Genomic DNA, 18,532 nt, shown 5'->3' with positions numbered 1-18,532 from the left:
ACAGGAGTCGGTAATGAGCTATCAGCACCAGTATGTCGACGGTACGCGTATTCACTTTCCGCTGGGGAAAGTGGTGTGCATCGGCCGTAACTACGCCGAACACGCCAAGGAACTGGACAACCCGGTGCCTACAGAACCGCTGCTGTTCATTAAACCGGGCAGTTGCGTAGTGCCGCTGGAAGGTGGTTTCAGCATTCCGGCCGAACGTGGTTCGGTGCATTACGAAGCGGAAATCGCGGTGTTGATCGGCAAGCCATTGTCGACCAAACCGAGCCGTGAAGAAGTGCTGGATGCTATCTCCGGCTTCGCCCCGGCCCTGGACCTGACCCTGCGCGACAAGCAGGCCGAGCTGAAAGCCAAGGGCCTGCCGTGGGAAATCGCCAAGTCCTTCGACGGTGCGGCGGTGATTGCGCCATTCGTGTCCGGCAGCACGTTCGCTGACCTGACCGACATTGGCATCCGCCTGACCATCAATGGCGAAGTGCGCCAGGATGGCAACAGCAGCGCAATGCTCAACCCGATCGTGCCGATGATCCAGCACATGGCCGGCTGCTTCTCGCTGCAGGCCGGTGACGTGATCCTGACGGGTACGCCGGTTGGCGTTGGCCCGCTGAATGTCGGTGACGAACTGGTGATTGAATTGCCAGGCGCCAGCAGCTTCACCAGCAGCGTCCGCTAGTCGCAACACCGCAAAAACCTGTGGGAGCGAGCCTGCTCGCGAAGGCGGTGTGTCAGTCAACTTTAATGTCGACTGACGCACCGCCTTCGCGAGCAGGCTCGCTCCCACATTGGTTTTTGTGCTCGGCCGCAAAAGGGCTTTCCCGCCATTTCCCGTTTTTTTCACATATTGTCCGGATAATTCCGGGACTTGCGGCGTCTGAGCCGGTCCCAATTGTGCTATTACCCTTAGCCTGAATTTCTGGAACGCATCCCTCGATGGTCACCCAACCACTGCCCAAGCTTAAAACTGCCCGCCGCTCGCGCTTTGTCATGCGTTGGTATTCCTGGCTTTTGCTAGTGGCCGCCGCCGTGTATGGCCTCGCGTTTGCGATGCACTGGGATGACCGTGGTGTGCTCTGGGTGCTGGAGCGTTTCGAAAGCCCCGCCGAACGTCAGGAGAGCATCTGGCTGCCGAATTACCGGGCAGTGATCGATGCCAAGGTGCTGCCGGGCATGGAGAAGGACGAAGCGTCGGACCTGGCCTACGATCCGCAGTCCAAAACCCTGTTTTCGGTCATGGGCAAAAATCCGTTCCTGGTCGAACTGACTCTGCAGGGTGACGTGCTGCGCAAGATGCCGCTGGTGGGCTGGAGCAATCCGGAAGGGGTGACCGCGATGGGTAACGGTCTGCTGGCCATCGTCGATGAGCGCGAACACATGCTCTCCATCGTCAAGGTCGATGCCGATACCCGCGAGCTGAACATCGCCAACTTCCCGAAATACGACCTCGGTCCTTCGAAAGACCAGAACAAGGCGTTCGAAGCCATCGTCTGGGATTCGCGCAATCAGCAAATGTTGCTGGGTGAAGAGCGTCCACCGGCGTTGTTCACCTGGAAAAGCAACGATGGCCAGACACTCACCGGTGACAAGCAAAAACTCTTCAGTGATGAACTGGACATCCGCAACCTCTCGGCGCTGGCCATCGACCCGCGCACTGGGCACACCCTGGTGCTGTCTGCCGATTCCCACTTGTTGCTGGAGCTGGACGAGAAGGGCGAGCAGGTCAGCTTCATGACCTTGCTGGGTGGCTTCAATGGTTTGAAGAAGACCATTCCTCGCGCCGAAGGCGTGACCATGGACGATGCGGGCACGCTGTACCTGGTGAGCGAACCAAACCTGTTCTACCGTTTCGAAAAACAGAAATAAGCCCGCAGTGAGGGTGGCGCGCGGTCGCCTGTTGGCGTACACCTTCGGGGCCGCGGCCACTGGCCATTAAGCTTCAATTCAGACTGCCGTGGTATTTCATCCGCCCGTCCTGATTCCGAGCTTGCCCGAATGCGCCGACTTGCCCGCCCCAAACCCCTGATTCTGATCCTGTCGGTCATTGCGTTGATCGCGCTGGTTGCGGCCGGCCAGTACCTGCGCCTGTTCGAGCGCGCCTGGTTCAACCTGCACACCCTTTGGCAGCCAGTGAACGGTCAGTCCATCGCTCTGGATCAGTACCAGGTAGCGGTTGAGGCGCGAGTCATTGTTGGGCTGGACGACGATGTCTCGGCGCTGACCTTCGATCCAGTGCGCAAAAGCCTGTTCACCGTCACCAACAAAAACTCAGAGCTGATCGAACTGTCGCTGGACGGCCAGATTATTCGACGCATTGCGCTGGTCGGGTTTGGCGATCCTGAAGCCGTGGAATTCATTAGTGCCGACACTTACGTGATCACTGATGAACGTCAGCAGCGGCTGATCAAGATTCATCTGGAGAACGACACAACGTTCCTCGACGCAGCGGATGCCGAACAGATGACCCTTGGCGTGCACATGAGCGGCAACAAGGGCTTCGAAGGCCTGGCTTACGACTCGGTGGGCAAGCGGTTGTTTGTCGCCAAGGAACGCGACCCGATGCTGATCTACGAAGTGCACGGCTTTCCGCATTACAACCCGGAAAAGTCCTACGCGGTGCACGTAGTGAACAACCCCAAACGCGATGCCGGGATGTTCGTGACGGACCTGTCGAGCCTGCAATACGACGAGCGCAGCGGCCATCTGCTGGCGTTGTCGGATGAGTCGCGGTTGATTCTGGAACTCGATGTGGACGGACGACCGCTGAGCACCATGTCACTGAGCAAGGGGCGTCAGGGGTTGCAGAAGACAGTGCCGCAAGCGGAAGGGATCGCCATGGATGACGACGGTACGATGTATTTGGTGAGCGAGCCGAACCTGTTCTACGTCTTCAAAAAACCGCCACAACCCTAACAATCACCCCAAAACAACTGTGGGAGCGAGGCTGCTCGCGAATAGGCCGTGTCAGTCGATGGAAATGTCGGCTGACAGACCGCCTTCGCGAGCAGGCTCGCTCCCACAGGTTTTGCTATGTGTTTGGTTTACTTTGCGCGCAGGGTTTTCACGCCTTCGCTGGTGCCCAGCAGCAGCAAATCAGCCGGACGCGCCGCGAACAAACCGTTGGTGACCACGCCGACGATGGCGTTGATCTGCGTCTCGAGCTCCACCGGGTTGGTGATCTGCATGTTAAACACGTCGAGGATGATGTTGCCGTTGTCGGTCAGCACGCCTTCACGATAGACCGGGTCGCCGCCGAGCTTCACCAGCTCGCGGGCCACGTGGCTGCGGGCCATCGGGATCACTTCCACCGGCAGCGGGAACGCACCGAGCACCGGCACCAGTTTGCTGGCGTCGGCGATGCAGATGAAGGTCTTGGCCACAGCCGCCACAATCTTCTCGCGGGTCAGGGCTGCGCCGCCGCCCTTGATCAGGTTCAGGTGTTCGTCGCTTTCATCGGCGCCGTCGACGTAGAACTCCAGATCGCTGACGGTATTCAACTCATACACCGGAATGCCGTGGCCCTTGAGGCGGGCAGCGGTGGCTTCGGAACTGGCGACCGCGCCGTCGAACGCGCCTTTGTGCTTGGCCAGTGCGTCGATGAAGCAGTTGGCGGTGGAGCCGGTGCCGACCCCGACGATGCTCTTGTCGTCGAGTTTCGGGAGGATGAAGTCGACGGCGGCCTGAGCCACTGCCTGTTTGAGTTGATCCTGGGTCATGCGGGCTCCGAAGCGGGCAAGGGGAGAACGGAAAGGCCGGCATTATAGCCCCATGCCCGGCTAAAACCTCTTGATTCGTGTGGTCGCCCAGCCGAAAGCCGGGTTAGACTCCTTGGCCCTGCCCAACCCGCTCAGTGATGCTTTCCGATGCTCGAACAGTACGTCAAAAAGATCCTCACCTCGCGCGTTTATGACGTTGCCGTAGAAACCCCATTGCAGACTGCCCGCCAGCTCTCCGAGCGGCTGGGCAACAGTATTTTGCTCAAGCGCGAAGACTTGCAGCCGGTGTTCTCGTTCAAGATTCGCGGCGCCTACAACAAGCTCACGCAGCTTTCCGACGAAGAGCGCGCTCGCGGTGTCGTCACTGCTTCCGCGGGCAACCACGCGCAAGGCCTGGCCCTGGCGGCGAAAGTGTTGGGCGTGAAAGCGACCATCGTCATGCCCAAGACCACCCCGGAAATCAAAGTCGAAGGCGTGCGTTCCCGTGGCGGCAAAGTGGTGTTGCACGGGGATTCGTTCCCGGAAGCCCTGGCCTACTCGCTGAAACTGGTCGACGAAAAAGGCTACGTCTACATTCACCCTTACGACGATCCCCACACCATTGCCGGGCAGGGCACGGTGGCGATGGAGATTTTGCGCCAGCACCCTGGCCGTCTGGATGCGATTTTTGTCCCGGTGGGCGGCGGCGGGCTGATCGCCGGCATCGCGGCGTACGTGAAGTACTTGCGACCTGAGATCAAAATCATCGGCGTCGAGCCGGACGACTCCAACTGCCTGCAAGCCGCCATGGCGGCTGGCGAGCGCGTGATCCTGCCGACCGTGGGCCTCTTCGCCGACGGCGTTGCTGTGGCGCAGATTGGTCAGCACACCTTCGACATCTGCAAAGACTATGTCGATGAAGTGATCACCGTCAGCACCGATGAAATCTGCGCGGCGATCAAGGACATCTACGACGATACCCGCTCGATTACTGAACCTGCCGGCGCATTGGGCGTGGCCGGGATCAAGAAATACGTCGAGCAACGCGGCGTCACCGGTCACACCTTTGTGGCCATCGATTCCGGTGCCAACGTCAACTTCGACCGCCTGCGCCACGTCGCCGAGCGCGCTGAACTGGGCGAGGGCCGCGAAGCGATTATCGCCGTGACGATCCCCGAGAAGCCGGGCAGCTTCAAGGCGTTCTGTGAAGCCATCGGCAAGCGTCAGATCACCGAATTCAACTACCGCTACAACACCGGCAGCGAGGCGCACATCTTTGTTGGTGTGCAGACGCATCCGGAAAACGATCCGCGCAGTGCGCTGATTGCCAGCCTGACCGAGCAGGGTTTCCCGGTGCTCGACCTGACCGACAACGAACTAGCCAAGTTGCACATCCGCCACATGGTCGGCGGCCGTGCGGCTCATGTGGTGGATGAAGTGATTCTGCGCTTCGAATTCCCGGAGCGTCCGGGTGCGCTGTTCAACTTCCTCAACAAGCTCGGCGGGCGCTGGAACATCTCGATGTTCCACTACCGCAACCATGGCGCGGCGGATGGTCGTGTGGTCGCGGGCTTGCAAGTACCTCATGATGAACGCCACCTGGTGCCCGCAGCGCTGGAAGAAATCGGCTACCCATATTGGGACGAAAGCGACAACCCGGCCTATCAGCTGTTTCTCGGCTGAGCGGCTACGCTGATGGCCAGGCCATAAGGAAATCGAACAATGGAAACGTTAACCGCCCTGAAAGTCGCTCATATGGTGGCGACGGTGTTGCTGCTGGTCAGCGCGCTGGGTCTGGCCATCTGGGTCTGGCGTACACGCCGTAACGGTGACGCAACGGCTCACGCGCGCACGTTGCAGCGCCCGCGCGTGTTCATCTGGCTGGTGATGGGGCTGGCGTTGCTGAGCATGCCATTTACCGGTTGGTGGATGGTGCATCTGGTGGGCTGGCCGCTGGGGCAGATCTGGTTGTTGGCTTCCAGTGTGCTTTACACCGTCGCGGCGTTGGGCTGGTTCTGGTTGCTGGTGCGGCTTAACAAGTTGCGCAAGGCGCCGGCGGGGAGCAATGGGAAGTTTACGTTTGCCTTGGCGTTGTTCAGTTTTGTCTGCTTTATCGCCATTGCGGGGTTGATGGGCGCCAAGCCGGTTTAGCGCGGAATCTGTAGCAGCTGCCGAGGTACGAGGCTGCGTTGGGCTGCGAAGCGGCCCCATGGGCGGTCCTGCAGACCGCGACGCAGCCTCGTACCTCGGCAGCTGCTACAGGCAATTTCAGTCGCGCAGAGACATCACCGGCCAGCCACGCCTCTCGGCTTCAGCGCGCAGATTTGGATCAGGATCGACCGCAACCGGATTGGCCACTTGTTCAAGCAGCGCCAAATCATTCATCGAGTCGCTGTAGAAATAGCTGTCCTCCAACGAATACCCGGTCTCTTCCAGCCAACGATTCAACCGCGTCACCTTGCCTTCGCGGAAGCACGGGACGTCGGTGCTGCGCCCGGTGTAGCGGCCATCAACCATTTCACATTCCGTGGCGATCAGGGTTTCGACGCCCAGACGCTGGGCAATCGGCCCGGTAACAAAACGGTTGGTCGCGGTGATGATCACCAGTTTGTCACCCGCCTCGCGGTGCTTGGCCAGCAGTTCGAGACCCTTGGGCAACACAATCGGCTCAATGCAATCGCGCATGTAATCCAGATGCCATTGACCCAGCGTGGCCATCTCGGTGCGGCCGAGCACTTCCAGGCAGAAGTTCAGGTAGGCATCGTTATCCAGCTTGCCAGCCAGGTAATCCTGGTAGAACTCGTCGTTGCGTGCCTTGTAGGCGACGGCGTCGAGGAAGCCGCGTTCGCACAGGTAATCGCCCCAGGCGTGGTCACTGTCACCGCCCAAGAGCGTGTTGTCCAAGTCGAATAAAGCCAGCCGCATTGCAGTTACTCGCTGAAAAGTCTGTAGAAAGGTGTCCAGAATACGGACTTTTCACAAGAGTGCACATAAGGTAGACCGGCTCGTTGCTGCTATCACAACCTTTGTGGAACAATGCGGCGACATGCGTTTGCGAGGTTGTTGCCGTGATCGACCCCGATGGTTTCCGCCCCAATGTCGGGATCATTCTCACGAATGATGCCGGACAGGTGCTATGGGCTCGCCGTATCAATCAAGATGCCTGGCAGTTTCCACAGGGCGGGATCAACCCCCAGGAGACGCCGGAAGACGCCTTGTACCGCGAGTTGAACGAAGAAGTGGGTCTTGAGCGCGAAGATGTTGAAATTCTCGCCTGCACCCGGGGCTGGTTGCGCTATCGTTTGCCGCAACGTCTGGTCAGGACGCACAGCCAACCGCTGTGTATCGGCCAGAAACAGAAATGGTTTCTCCTGCGCCTGGTCTCCAACGAGCAGCGGGTGCGGATGGATTTGACCGGTAAACCGGAATTCGATGGCTGGCGCTGGGTCAGCTATTGGTATCCGTTGGGCCAGGTGGTGACATTCAAGCGCGAAGTGTATCGACGCGCTCTCAAAGAGCTTGCCCCGCGCCTTTTATCGCGCGACTGACGACGGAGTTCGACCCCGAGCCATGCTCAATACGCTGCGCAAGATCGTCCAGGAAGTTAACTCCGCCAAGGATCTCAAGGCGGCGTTGGGGATTATTGTGTTGCGCGTCAAAGAGGCCATGGGCAGCCAGGTCTGCTCGGTCTACCTGCTTGACCCTGAGACCAACCGCTTCGTGCTGATGGCCACCGAGGGCTTGAACAAGCGCTCGATCGGCAAAGTCAGCATGGCACCCAACGAAGGTCTGGTTGGCCTGGTCGGCACGCGTGAAGAACCCCTGAACCTCGAAAACGCCGCGGATCACCCGCGCTACCGCTACTTCGCCGAGACCGGTGAAGAGCGCTACGCCTCATTCCTCGGGGCGCCGATCATTCACCACCGCCGCGTCGTCGGCGTGTTGGTCATTCAGCAAAAAGAACGTCGCCAGTTCGATGAAGGTGAAGAAGCCTTCCTCGTGACCATGAGCGCGCAGCTTGCCGGCGTTATCGCCCACGCCGAAGCCACCGGTTCGATCCGGGGCCTGGGCCGTCAGGGCAAGGGCATTCAGGAAGCCAAGTTCATCGGCGTACCGGGTTCGCCGGGTGCGGCGGTCGGTACCGCGGTGGTCATGCTGCCGCCGGCCGATCTGGATGTGGTGCCCGACAAGACCATCATCGATATCGCCGCCGAACTCGGGCTGTTCAAGACCGCCATCGAAGGCGTGCGCGCCGACATGCGCGCCTTGTCCGCCAAGCTCGCGAACCAGTTACGCCCGGAAGAGCGGGCGCTGTTCGACGTCTACCTGATGATGCTCGACGATGCCTCGCTCGGCAGCGAAATCACCACCGTGATCAAGACTGGGCAGTGGGCCCAGGGCGCGTTGCGTCAGGTGGTCACCGAACACGTCAACCGTTTCGAATTGATGGACGACGCCTACCTGCGTGAGCGCGCCTCCGACGTCAAAGACCTCGGCCGGCGCTTGCTGGCTTACTTGCAGGAAGAGCGTCAACAGACCCTGGTCTACCCCGACAACACCATCCTGATCAGCGAAGAACTGACGCCGGCAATGCTCGGCGAAGTGCCGGAAGGCAAGCTGGTCGGTCTGGTGTCGGTACTCGGTTCCGGCAACTCCCACGTGGCGATCCTGGCGCGAGCCATGGGTATCCCGACGGTGATGGGCCTGGTCGACCTGCCGTATTCGAAAGTCGACGGCATCCAGATGATCGTCGACGGCTACCACGGCGAGGTCTACACCAACCCCAGCGAAGTGTTGCGCAAGCAGTTCGCCGAAGTGGTCGAGGAAGAGAAGCAACTGGCCCTCGGGCTGGACGCTTTGCGTGACTTGCCATGCGTGACCCTCGATGGCCACCGCATGCCGCTGTGGGTCAACACCGGCCTGCTGGCGGACGTGGCGCGGGCTCAGAAGCGGGGTGCTGAAGGCGTCGGTCTGTACCGCACCGAAGTGCCGTTCATGATCAACCAGCGCTTCCCGAGTGAAAAAGAGCAGTTGGCGATCTATCGCGAGCAACTCGCCGCGTTCCACCCGCAACCGGTGACGATGCGCAGCCTGGACATCGGTGGCGACAAGTCGCTGTCATACTTCCCGATCAAGGAAGACAACCCGTTCCTCGGCTGGCGCGGTATTCGCGTCACGCTCGACCACCCGGAAATTTTCCTGGTGCAGACCCGCGCCATGCTCAAGGCCAGCGAAGGCTTGAACAATCTGCGGATTCTGCTGCCGATGATCTCCGGCACCCACGAGCTGGAAGAAGCCCTGCACCTGATTCACCGGGCCTGGGGCGAAGTCCGCGACGAAGGCTGCGACGTGCCTATGCCGCCGATCGGCGTGATGATCGAAATTCCGGCGGCGGTTTATCAGACCAAGGAACTGGCGCGGCAAGTGGACTTCCTGTCGGTCGGCTCCAACGACCTGACCCAGTACCTGCTGGCCGTGGACCGAAACAACCCGCGGGTAGCCGACCTCTACGACTACCTGCACCCAGCGGTGCTGCAAGCGCTTCAGAGCGTGGTGCGTGACGCTCATGCCGAAGGCAAGCCAGTGAGTATCTGCGGTGAGATGGCCGGTGACCCGGCGGCGGCGGTGCTGTTGATGGCGATGGGTTTCGACAGCCTGTCGATGAACGCCACCAACTTGCCAAAAGTGAAGTGGATGTTGCGTCAGATCAACCTGAGCAAGGCCAAGGAATTGCTCGCCGAACTGATGACCATCGACAATCCGCAAGTTATCCACAGCTCGCTGCAACTGGCGCTGAAGAACCTTGGGTTGGCGCGGATGATTAATCCGGCTTCGGCGAAGACGCTGTAGATCTGCGGCGGATTCAGAAGCCACCCCTCACCCCAGCCCTCTCCCCAAGGGGGAGAGGGGGAAAGGGAGCCGATCTCCATGCTGTTCAAACTCTGAGCTCGACTCGATTTTCTCGGTCGCAAAATATCAAAAAAACACCTCGGTCAGTCCCCTCGCCCCTTTGGGGTGTTTGTACCGGACACATGGTGGACACATGTTCGGGGACATGGTGGACGTCTTCAAAGCCGCTTTCCTGATACAACGGTCTGCAAGCTCAAGTCAATTTTGGCAATGCGATGTCTGCTCCAATAGATGTCGTAGATGCCATCCTCGGTCGTTTCTCTGATGGCTATGTGCTCGCCGATGAAGGCCTTTCCAATCGCATACTTGCGGCTTTTCCAGTACATCTCGCCATTGGCCTGAACCTTTCTGATCAAATCCCCTTCGGCGTACTCCAGTGCTTGCCGATGCTCCTGGTATTCACGAGGACTACAGCTGTAGCGAGTCGCTGGAACCTCCATTTCCAATGCTTGATGGGGGCGTTTCTGGTTGTAGATATCGCGCCAGATATCGAAGGCGTTCTGTGCCCCAAGCAGGTCGATGAAGCACTGACCTTGCAAAACTTCAGCCTTGAGGCTGCGGTGAAAACGCTCAAGCTTGCCCTGAGTCTGCGGGTGATAAGGCCTGGAGTGGCCCACTCGGATGCCCTGGCTCATCAGCCAGACCTCTAACGCGGTATAAACCCCGCTCTGATCGCCCCACGGTGCACCGTTATCCATGGTCATGCGCATCGGCAAGCCGTAGCGCCGAAACACGTGGATAAGCTGCTCCTGCACGGTCTGACGCTGCTCGTTGCCACAGGCCGCGATGCACAGCGAGAACCGCGAATGGTCGTCCAATACCGTCAAGGGATGGCAGCGACCATGGCGCATGCCGACATGTCCCTTGAAGTCCATCTGCCAAAGATCGTTGGGGGCTTCATGCTCAAATCGGATAAAGGGTTTGGTATTTGCCGCCTGCGGGTCGATTCGCGAATTACGCTGCAAAATCGCATGCACCGTGCTGACGGCGGGCATCAAATACCCCTCATCCTCCAGATTGCGTTTGAGCTTGCGGGCGCCCCAGGCCGTGTGCTCCACCCCCAAGGCCAGAATCTGCTTTTCAACCGTATCAGCGCAGCGTTTGGGTGAATGTTTTGGGCGCCGAGACTGGTCGTGCAAGCCGTCTGCACCAGAGGTTTCGAACCGGCCAAGCCATTTGTATCCGGTGCTTGGGCTGATATGAAAGCGTCGGCAGAGTTGTCGGATATTGGCCCCTTCTTGCCGAGCTAACAGTACAAATTCGGAACGAAGCTGCATGGTGGACACCTCTTCCCAAGACACAAACCATCTCCTTTCAGATGAGCAATGTGTCTATTTAAAAGTGTCCACCATGTCTCCGAACACCTGTCCACCATGTGTCCGGTACAAACATGGGGAGAGGGTTAGGGTGAGGGGTGGTTCTAACTGACACCTCACAATCTAAACCCGCACCTCTACCTCCCCCAAATGCCCCCCATACGGCCCAAAACTCCGCTCAACCATCCACCGCGTCCCATCCTCCTGAACAATCAGTGCCGTACTCGCTCGCGTCCCATAAGTCGGACTGGCAATAAACACACTCGACAGCAACGTCTCGGTGGCCAACCCGACCCCAGTATCCGGCAGTTCGGCAAACGTCGCCGTCTGCGGATCATTCAGCAACGCCAGTAGCGCCTGGGGCTGCGGATTTTCCAGCACTTCCTCCAGCGCTGCCCGGGCCTTGAGCAGTTTCGGCCACGGCGTATCCAGCCCCGCGTTCGACAACCCATAAACCCCCGGTGGCAGCATCACCGCCTCAGTCTCCCGGGCATTGAAGTGCCACAGCTCGTTAGCGTTACCGATCAGCAGATTAAATCCGGAATATTCCAGCGAACGTGCAACAACGTCGCTCAAATAGTCATCTATCGGCATATCCCCGCTAAGAAATCGCGCCACCAGCTCCCCTCGCGACTTGCGTGCGGGCGGCTGATGCGGATCGCGGATATTGGTCAGTGCGGCGAAGCGTCCATTGGCGCCAACACCGAGCCAGGTGCCCCCTGCCTCCAGATCGCGACCGGCATGCACGTGCGGTGCTTCGGGCCATTGCGCCAGGGGCAGGCTGGGCCGGGCATAGAATTCGTCGCGGTTGGCCGCCACGATCAGCGGCTGGGCGTGACCCGGTCGCCAGGCGAAAACAATCAGGCACATAAGGTAGTCCTTGTGTGTTTTCTGCCCACTCTACTCAGTCATCGTGTGGGTATCCATCGCCATCCAGTGGAGCTTGAGGCCATGCATCCGTTACCATGCCGCTCTCATTTGGGGATGCGCATGGAATTTCTGCTCTATCTGGCGCTCGGCGCCTGTGCAGGTGTGCTGGCCGGGCTGTTCGGGGTCGGCGGCGGGATCATTATCGTTCCGGTGCTGGTGTACAGTTTCACCTTGCAGGGTTTCGATGCGTCGATCCTCACGCACCTGGCGGTCGGTACGTCCCTGGCGACAATCATATTTACCTCGGTCAATGCGATCCGCGAACATCACCGTCGCGGTGCCGTGCGTTGGCCGATTTTTGCCTGGATGACCCTCGGTATTCTCATCGGTGCCGGTTTTGGCGCGCTGACGGCAGAGGCGATCTCCGGGCCTAACTTGCAGAAAATCATTGGCGTATTTGCACTGATCATCGCAGTTCAGCTCGCCTTGGACTTCAAACCAAAGGCCAGCCGAACGGTGCCCGGTAAAGTCGGTCTGACCGTCGCCGGCAGTGTGATTGGCTGGGCCTCGGCGATTTTCGGGATTGGCGGCGGCTCGCTGACGGTACCGTTCCTGACCTGGCGCAGCGTACCGATGCAGCAAGCCGTGGCGACTTCATCCGCCTGCGGTCTGCCGATTGCGTTGTCCAGTGCACTATTTTTCATGATTCTGGGCTGGCACGACCCGTTGCTGCCGGCCCATAGTCTCGGTTTTGTTTATTTGCCGGCGCTGCTGGGGATCGCCCTGACTAGCATGGTCTTCGCCCGACTCGGCGCACGACTGGCCCACAGCCTGTCGCCGAAGTTGCTGAAAAGACTGTTCGCCGCTTTGCTGTTCTGCGTCGGCCTGAGCTTTTTGCTCTGACGCGTACCGCAATCCTGGCTTAATCCTGGCGTGGCAGCGTCGCCCAGGAATTTTGGTTTTAACTCTAACAAGGAGTCGCAATGCTGCCTTACCCGCAGATCGACCCGGTGGCATTGGCCATCGGTCCGCTGAAAATCCACTGGTACGGCTTGATGTACCTGATCGGCATCGGCGGCGCCTGGCTACTGGCGTCGCGCCGGTTGAACCGCTTTGACCCAACCTGGAGTAAAGAGAAGCTCTCCGACATGGTGTTCTGGATGTCGATGGGGGTCATTGTCGGCGGCCGCTTGGGCTATGTGCTGTTCTATGATCTGAGTGCTTACCTCGCCAACCCGCTGTTGATCTTTGAAGTGTGGAAGGGCGGCATGTCGTTCCACGGCGGGTTCATCGGCGTGATGTTGGCCGCGTTGTGGTTCGGTAAAAAGAACGGCAAGTCGTTCTTCCAACTGATGGATTTCATCGCACCGATGGTGCCGATCGGCCTGGGTGCCGGGCGCATCGGCAACTTCATCAACGCCGAGTTGTGGGGTAAGGCAACCGATGTGCCGTGGGCGATGATCTTCCCGACCGATCCGGCGCAGCTGGCGCGCCACCCGTCGCAGCTGTATCAGTTCGCGCTCGAAGGCGTAGCGCTGTTCGCCATTCTCTGGCTGTTCTCGCGCAAGCCGCGGCCGACCATGGCGGTGTCCGGAATGTTCGCGCTGTTCTATGGCATTTTCCGTTTCATCGTCGAATTCGTCCGGGTGCCGGACGCGCAACTGGGCTATCTGGCCTGGAACTGGCTGACCATGGGTCAGGTACTGTGCGTACCGATGATCGTCGGCGGTCTGTTCCTGATCTGGCTGGCGTATCACCGTGCACCGGCGGCTCCAGCGGCGGCTGTATAAATTCGAACCCCGGGGCGACGGTCCCGGGTTCAAGGACACAGGTAACTCATGAAGCAATATCTCGAACTGGTCGCCCACGTCATCAAGAACGGCACCAAACAGGCCAACCGCACTGGCGTAAACACCATCAGCTTCCCTGGCGCGATGCTGCGTTATGACCTTAAGGAAGGTTTCCCGGCCATCACCACGCGCAAGATGGCCTTCAAATCGGCCATCGGCGAGATGTGTGGTTTTCTGCGCGGGGTGAACAACGCCGCCGAATTCCGTGCGCTGGGCTGCAAGGTCTGGGATCAGAACGCCAACGAAAACGCCCAGTGGCTGGCCAACCCGTTCCGTCAGGGCGAGGACGACCTTGGCGAGATCTACGGCGTGCAATGGCGCAAATGGCCGGCGTACAAGCAGATTCCGGTCAGCAACCAAGCCGCCATCGAGCAGACCCTGAGTCAGGGCTACCGCCAAATCGCCGAAGGCGAAGAAGACGGCCAAGCTTATGTGGTGCTGTACAAGGCGATCGACCAGATCCGCCAATGCGTCGACACCATCATCAAAGACCCGGGCAGCCGCCGCATTCTGTTCCACGGCTGGAACGTCGCCCAACTTGATGAAATGGCCCTACCCCCGTGCCACTTGCTGTACCAGTTCCACCCGAATGTAGAGACCAAAGAGATCTCTTTGACGCTGTACATCCGCTCCAATGATTTGGGCCTGGGCACGCCGTTCAACCTCACCGAAGGCGCCGCGCTGCTGAGCCTGATCGGTCGCCTGACCGGTTACACGCCGCGCTGGTTCACCTATTTCATCGGTGATGCCCACGTCTACGAAAACCACTTGGACATGCTGAATGAACAGCTCAAGCGCGAGCCGTTCCCGATGCCGAAACTGGTGATTAGTGATCGTGTGCCTGAGTTTGCCAAGACCGGTGTGTATCAGCCGGAGTGGCTGGAGTTGATCGAGCCGAGCGATTTCTCGCTGGAAGGCTACGAGCACCACGCGCCGATGACTGCGCCGATGGCGGTCTAAAGCCTCACCGCCTACCAACTGTGGGAGCGGGCTTGCTCGCGAATGCGGTGTGACAGTCGACAGAAGTGTTGTCTGACACACAGCATTCGCGAGCAAGCCCACACATTGGTTTTGTGGTGTTCTTAATGGCCGTGACTGCGGCCAACATGGGAATGCTCAACCTCCGTCGCCACAACTCCACCACTCACCTCCAACCGCTGCAAAATCCCGCACTGATCAATATCCGGCCCTTCGCTGCAACGTTGGCGCAGGTCGAGCAGTTGTGTCTGCAACGCCAGCAACCCATCGATCCGCGCTTTGACGTGATGAATGTGTTCGTCGATCAACGCATTCACGCTTTCACATTGATCCTGCGGGCTGTCGCGCAGGGCCAGCAGGCTGCGGATTTCTTCCAGCGTCATGTCGAGCGTGCGGCAGTTGCGGATGAAAGTCAGACGCTCGGCATGGGCCTGGGTGTAGACGCGGTAGTTGCCGTCGCTGCGGGCCGGTTCCGGCAGGAGGTTTTCGCGCTCGTAGTAGCGGATGGTTTCCACGGCGCAGTCGGTGAGTTTGGCCAGTTCTCCGATCTTCATGACGGCAATCTCCAAAAGGGTGCTTGACCCTATAGTGGCTACAGGGTCTTTACTTGGCAACAGGCACCTTTCCGGACGCGACCCAATGAGCGATTCCCTTCACACGCACAAACCCGAGGCTGATCACGATCACGATCACGATCACGATCACGATCACGATCATGATCATGATCACAGCCACAAGCTGCAGCCTGTACAGAAACATGAGCATGGCAGTCACGGGGATTCTTGCTGTTCGTCCAAAGTGGCGGCACCGTCGCTGATCAAACTCAGCGAAACTCCAACGGCTGGCGCGCGCCTGAGCAGCTTCCGCATCGACGCCATGGACTGTCCGACCGAGCAGACGCTGATCGAGAACAAACTCGGCAAGCTCGTGGGTGTGCAGCAACTGGAATTCAACCTGATCAATCGCGTGTTGGGCGTCACCCATGACCTGCCGAGCACCGCGCCGATCATCGACGCGATCAAGTCCCTCGGCATGCAGGCCGAGCCGCTGGAGCAGGGCGCCGAACCGCCAGCGCCGGCTCCCGAGAAAAAGCCTTGGTGGCCCTTGGCGCTGTCGGGTATTGGTGCGTTGGCCGCCGAAGTTATCCACTTCACCAACGCTGCGCCGAACTGGGTTGTGGCCGTCATCGCGCTGATCTCGATCCTCAGCGGCGGCCTCAGTACCTATAAAAAGGGCTGGATCGCACTTAAAAACCTCAACCTGAACATCAACGCGCTGATGAGCATCGCGGTGACTGGCGCGATCCTGATCGGTCAGTGGCCGGAAGCGGCGATGGTGATGTTCTTGTTCACCGTGGCCGAGTTGATTGAGGCCAAGTCTTTGGACCGGGCACGCAACGCCATCGGTGGTCTGATGCAGATGACCCCGGAACAGGCCACGGTGCAGCAGGCCGACGGTAGTTGGGTCGAGCGGGACGTCAAAGTGATCGAGCTGGGCGCGCGGGTGCGGGTGCGCCCCGGCGAGCGAATCGGTCTTGACGGTGAAGTGGTGTCGGGCAGTTCAACCATCGATCAGGCGCCGATCACCGGTGAAAGCCTGCCCGTTGAGAAAACTCTCGGCGACAAAGTCTTCGCCGGTACCATCAATCAGGCCGGTTCCCTGGAGTACTCGGTAACCGCGGCGGCCAACAACTCGACCCTGGCGCGAATCATCCACGCCGTGGAACAGGCCCAGGGCGCGCGGGCACCGACCCAGCGTTTCGTCGACAGCTTCTCGAAAATCTATACGCCAGCAGTGTTTATCCTGGCGCTCGCGGTGGCGGTGATTCCGCCACTGTTTATGGGCGCGCTGTGGTTCGACTGGATCTACCGGGCGCTGGTTTTGTTGGTGGTCGCCTGCCCATGCGCCTTGGTGATTTCGACCCCCGTAACCATCGTCAGCGGCCTTGCGGCGGCGGCGCGCAAAGGCATTCTGGTGAAGGGCGGCGTTTATCTGGAGGGCGGTTACAAGCTCGATTACCTGGCTTTGGACAAGACCGGCACCATCACGCACGGCAAACCGGTGCAGACCGATTACCTGTCGCTTGATCCGACCGCGGACGAATCAGCCCCGGCGATTGCAGCAGCGCTGGCCGGACGCTCCGATCACCCGGTGTCCTTGGCCATTGCCAACGCGGCTGTGGATAAACAACTCGCACCGCTGACTGTGGATAACTTTGAGGCGCTGGCCGGTCGCGGTGTACGCGGCGAAATCAATGGTCAGGTTTACCACTTGGGCAACCACCGCTTGGTGGAAGAACTGAACCTGTGCTCGCCTGCACTGGAGGAAAAGCTGTTTGCGCTGGAGAAACAGGGCAAGTCAGTGGTGCTGCTGCTCGACAAATCCGGCCCGCTGGCACTGTTCGCCGTGGCCGACACCGTGAAAGAGTCCAGCCGCGAAGCAATCCAGCAACTGCACGACCTGGGCATCAAAACCCTGATGCTCACCGGCGACAACGTCCACACCGCTCAGGCGATTGCCGCGCAAGTCGGCATCGACGAGGCCAAGGGCGATCTGCTGCCGACCGACAAGCTGCAAGCCATCGAAGCCCTTTATGCACGGGGCCATAGCGTCGGCATGGTCGGCGACGGCATCAACGACGCTCCGGCGCTGGCGCGAGCCGAGATCGGTTTTGCCATGGCTGCGGCGGGCACCGATACCGCCATCGAGACCGCCGATGTCGCCCTGATGGACGACGATCTGCGCAAGATTCCGACCTTCATCCGGCTGTCACGGCAAACCTCAAGCATCCTCAAACAGAACATCGCCCTGGCATTGGTCATCAAAGCGATCTTTCTTGGGGTAACCTTCGCCGGGATCGCCACCATGTGGATGGCGGTGTTCGCCGACATGGGCGTCAGCCTGTTGGTGGTGTTTAACGGTTTGCGCCTGTTGCGCAAATAAGCGATGAGGGACGGGTGTGCTGAGTGCCGAGCTGAAGGCGTTTTACATGGTTGCCCGCCTGGGCAGCATTACCCTGGCGGCGAAAAAACTCGGCCTGAGCCAACCCACGGTGACGACGCAGATTCGCAATCTGGAAAGTCACTACTCGGTTGAATTGTTCTACCGTGGCGGCCGCCGCCTCAGCGTCAGCGATGAAGGTGCGCGGCTGCTGCCGATGGTCAAGGCGCTGTTGCAGCAGGAAGCCGACATCGAGTTTTTCCTGCGTAACAGCGGGCAGGTCCAAGGCACGTTGCGCATTGCGGCCACGGCGCCTTACTACATCCTTGATCTGGTGAAGACCTTTCGCGAGCGTTTGCCGCAGGTGGAAGTGTCGGTGGAAATCGGCAACTCCCAGCAGGTGCTTGAAGCGCTGGAGGATTACCGGGTTGATATCGCTGCGTCTTCGCAGTTACTGGAGGATGCGCGGCTGATTCGCCGGGTGCTCGGCAGCGATCCGCTGGTGCTGGCGGTGCATCGCAATCATCCGTTGGCGGTCCACGACCATGTTCCTCTGAGTGCATTAGCCGGGCATACCTTATTGATGCGCGAGTCGGGCTCGACCACTCGACGTCTGACCGAGGAATTGCTGGCCAGCGCCGGGGTGAGTTTCGGGCCTTTGCTGGAGATTGGCAGCCGCGAGTCGATCCGTGAGGCGGTGTTGCGCAATATCGGCATCAGCATCATTGCCCGGCAGGAAGTGCCGCACGATCCGCAATTGCGCGTGCTGACCATCGAGAATGCGCCGCAGATTCCCGAGTATTTGTACTGCCTCAAAGAGCGAAAAAGCGCGCGACTGCCGGCGGCGTTTCTCGGGTTGGCGCAGGAAATGGCTCCGGCCTGAAGTCTTGTGCTGACTGAGCTGACGCCTTCGCGAGCAGGCTCGCTCCCACAGGTGACCGCATTCCCCTGTGGGAGCGAGCCTGCTCGCGAT

Annotated in this window: 17 protein-coding genes; 12 read left to right on the top strand and 5 right to left on the bottom strand. The window is 59.7% G+C overall.

Translation table 11 applies throughout. The features are described from left to right. Nucleotides 1–13: 13 nt before the first annotated feature. From QFX16_RS27670 to QFX16_RS27660, 3 genes are all read left to right on the top strand, one after another. Entirely contained in the window at nt 14–679 is a 666-nt protein-coding gene (locus tag QFX16_RS27670) for a fumarylacetoacetate hydrolase family protein (RefSeq protein ID WP_283182082.1), read from the top strand. Between the two features lie 257 nt (nt 680–936). Then, nucleotides 937–1,866, top strand: coding sequence for an SdiA-regulated domain-containing protein (locus tag QFX16_RS27665; RefSeq protein ID WP_283182081.1), 930 nt, complete (start codon nt 937–939; stop codon nt 1,864–1,866). Nucleotides 1,867–1,995: 129 nt separating this feature from the next. Beyond that, on the top strand, nt 1,996–2,913 hold the full coding sequence (locus QFX16_RS27660; RefSeq protein WP_283182080.1) for an SdiA-regulated domain-containing protein: 918 nt from the start codon (nt 1,996–1,998) through the stop codon (nt 2,911–2,913). A 128-nt stretch (nt 2,914–3,041) separates the two neighbouring features. Here QFX16_RS27660 and rpiA read toward each other — a convergent pair whose 3' ends face one another. Further along, on the bottom strand, nt 3,042–3,716 hold the full coding sequence (rpiA, locus tag QFX16_RS27655; protein ID WP_134420752.1) for a ribose-5-phosphate isomerase RpiA: 675 nt from the start codon (nt 3,714–3,716) through the stop codon (nt 3,042–3,044). A gap of 147 nt (nt 3,717–3,863) precedes the next feature. Between rpiA and ilvA the strand changes: the two genes are divergently transcribed. Continuing rightward, entirely contained in the window at nt 3,864–5,378 is a 1,515-nt protein-coding gene (ilvA, locus tag QFX16_RS27650) for a threonine ammonia-lyase, biosynthetic (protein ID WP_283182079.1), read from the top strand. A 39-nt stretch (nt 5,379–5,417) separates the two neighbouring features. Next, entirely contained in the window at nt 5,418–5,846 is a 429-nt protein-coding gene (locus QFX16_RS27645) for a DUF2269 domain-containing protein (RefSeq protein ID WP_283182078.1), read from the top strand. 117 nt (nt 5,847–5,963) lie between these two features. Here QFX16_RS27645 and QFX16_RS27640 read toward each other — a convergent pair whose 3' ends face one another. Further along, entirely contained in the window at nt 5,964–6,620 is a 657-nt protein-coding gene (locus tag QFX16_RS27640) for a histidinol-phosphatase (RefSeq protein ID WP_283182077.1), read from the bottom strand. 143 nt (nt 6,621–6,763) lie between these two features. Here QFX16_RS27640 and QFX16_RS27635 point away from each other — a divergent pair, with 143 nt between their 5' ends. Both QFX16_RS27635 and ptsP read left to right on the top strand, forming a co-directional pair. Beyond that, a complete protein-coding gene (locus QFX16_RS27635) occupies nt 6,764–7,243 on the top strand; it encodes an RNA pyrophosphohydrolase (protein WP_008150514.1) in 480 nt (159 codons plus the stop codon). Between the two features lie 22 nt (nt 7,244–7,265). After that, a complete protein-coding gene (gene ptsP / locus QFX16_RS27630) occupies nt 7,266–9,545 on the top strand; it encodes a phosphoenolpyruvate--protein phosphotransferase (protein ID WP_283182076.1) in 2,280 nt (759 codons plus the stop codon). Nucleotides 9,546–9,763: 218 nt separating this feature from the next. Here the strand turns inward: ptsP and QFX16_RS27625 are convergent, their stop codons facing one another. Next, nucleotides 9,764–10,906 carry an IS481 family transposase gene (locus QFX16_RS27625; RefSeq protein ID WP_439900100.1) on the bottom strand — a complete coding sequence of 381 codons (1,143 nt, stop codon included), beginning with the start codon at nt 10,904–10,906 and terminating at the stop codon, nt 9,764–9,766. A gap of 138 nt (nt 10,907–11,044) precedes the next feature. Further along, nucleotides 11,045–11,791: an NRDE family protein gene (locus QFX16_RS27620; protein ID WP_283182075.1), complete on the bottom strand. Its 747-nt coding sequence runs from the start codon at nt 11,789–11,791 to the stop codon at nt 11,045–11,047. A 120-nt stretch (nt 11,792–11,911) separates the two neighbouring features. Here QFX16_RS27620 and QFX16_RS27615 point away from each other — a divergent pair, with 120 nt between their 5' ends. The 3 genes from QFX16_RS27615 (at nt 11,912) to QFX16_RS27605 (ending at nt 14,601) form a co-directional block, all read left to right on the top strand. After that, the gene (locus QFX16_RS27615) at nt 11,912–12,694 is read left to right on the top strand and encodes a sulfite exporter TauE/SafE family protein (protein WP_283184646.1); all 783 of its coding nucleotides are present in this window, start codon (nt 11,912–11,914) and stop codon (nt 12,692–12,694) included. Between the two features lie 80 nt (nt 12,695–12,774). Continuing rightward, nucleotides 12,775–13,581 (top strand): prolipoprotein diacylglyceryl transferase, encoded by an 807-nt coding sequence (gene lgt, locus QFX16_RS27610; protein ID WP_283182074.1) that lies wholly within the window; start codon nt 12,775–12,777, stop codon nt 13,579–13,581. Nucleotides 13,582–13,629: 48 nt separating this feature from the next. Beyond that, on the top strand, nt 13,630–14,601 hold the full coding sequence (locus QFX16_RS27605) for a thymidylate synthase (protein ID WP_033060541.1): 972 nt from the start codon (nt 13,630–13,632) through the stop codon (nt 14,599–14,601). Between the two features lie 122 nt (nt 14,602–14,723). Here QFX16_RS27605 and cadR read toward each other — a convergent pair whose 3' ends face one another. Then, the gene (cadR, locus tag QFX16_RS27600) at nt 14,724–15,173 is read right to left on the bottom strand and encodes a Cd(II)/Pb(II)-responsive transcriptional regulator (RefSeq protein ID WP_046045180.1); all 450 of its coding nucleotides are present in this window, start codon (nt 15,171–15,173) and stop codon (nt 14,724–14,726) included. 85 nt (nt 15,174–15,258) lie between these two features. Between cadR and QFX16_RS27595 the strand changes: the two genes are divergently transcribed. Together QFX16_RS27595 and QFX16_RS27590 are read left to right on the top strand one after the other, a co-directional pair. Further along, nucleotides 15,259–17,562: a heavy metal translocating P-type ATPase gene (locus tag QFX16_RS27595; protein WP_283182073.1), complete on the top strand. Its 2,304-nt coding sequence runs from the start codon at nt 15,259–15,261 to the stop codon at nt 17,560–17,562. A 16-nt stretch (nt 17,563–17,578) separates the two neighbouring features. Beyond that, complete coding sequence (locus tag QFX16_RS27590) at nt 17,579–18,442, top strand: LysR family transcriptional regulator (RefSeq protein WP_283182072.1); 864 nt, start codon at nt 17,579–17,581, stop codon at nt 18,440–18,442. Nucleotides 18,443–18,532 lie beyond the last annotated feature (90 nt).

The organism is Pseudomonas svalbardensis (assembly GCF_030053115.1).
GTDB lineage: Bacteria > Pseudomonadota > Gammaproteobacteria > Pseudomonadales > Pseudomonadaceae > Aquipseudomonas > Aquipseudomonas svalbardensis.
This window is presented reverse-complemented; position numbering and strand designations above follow the sequence as displayed.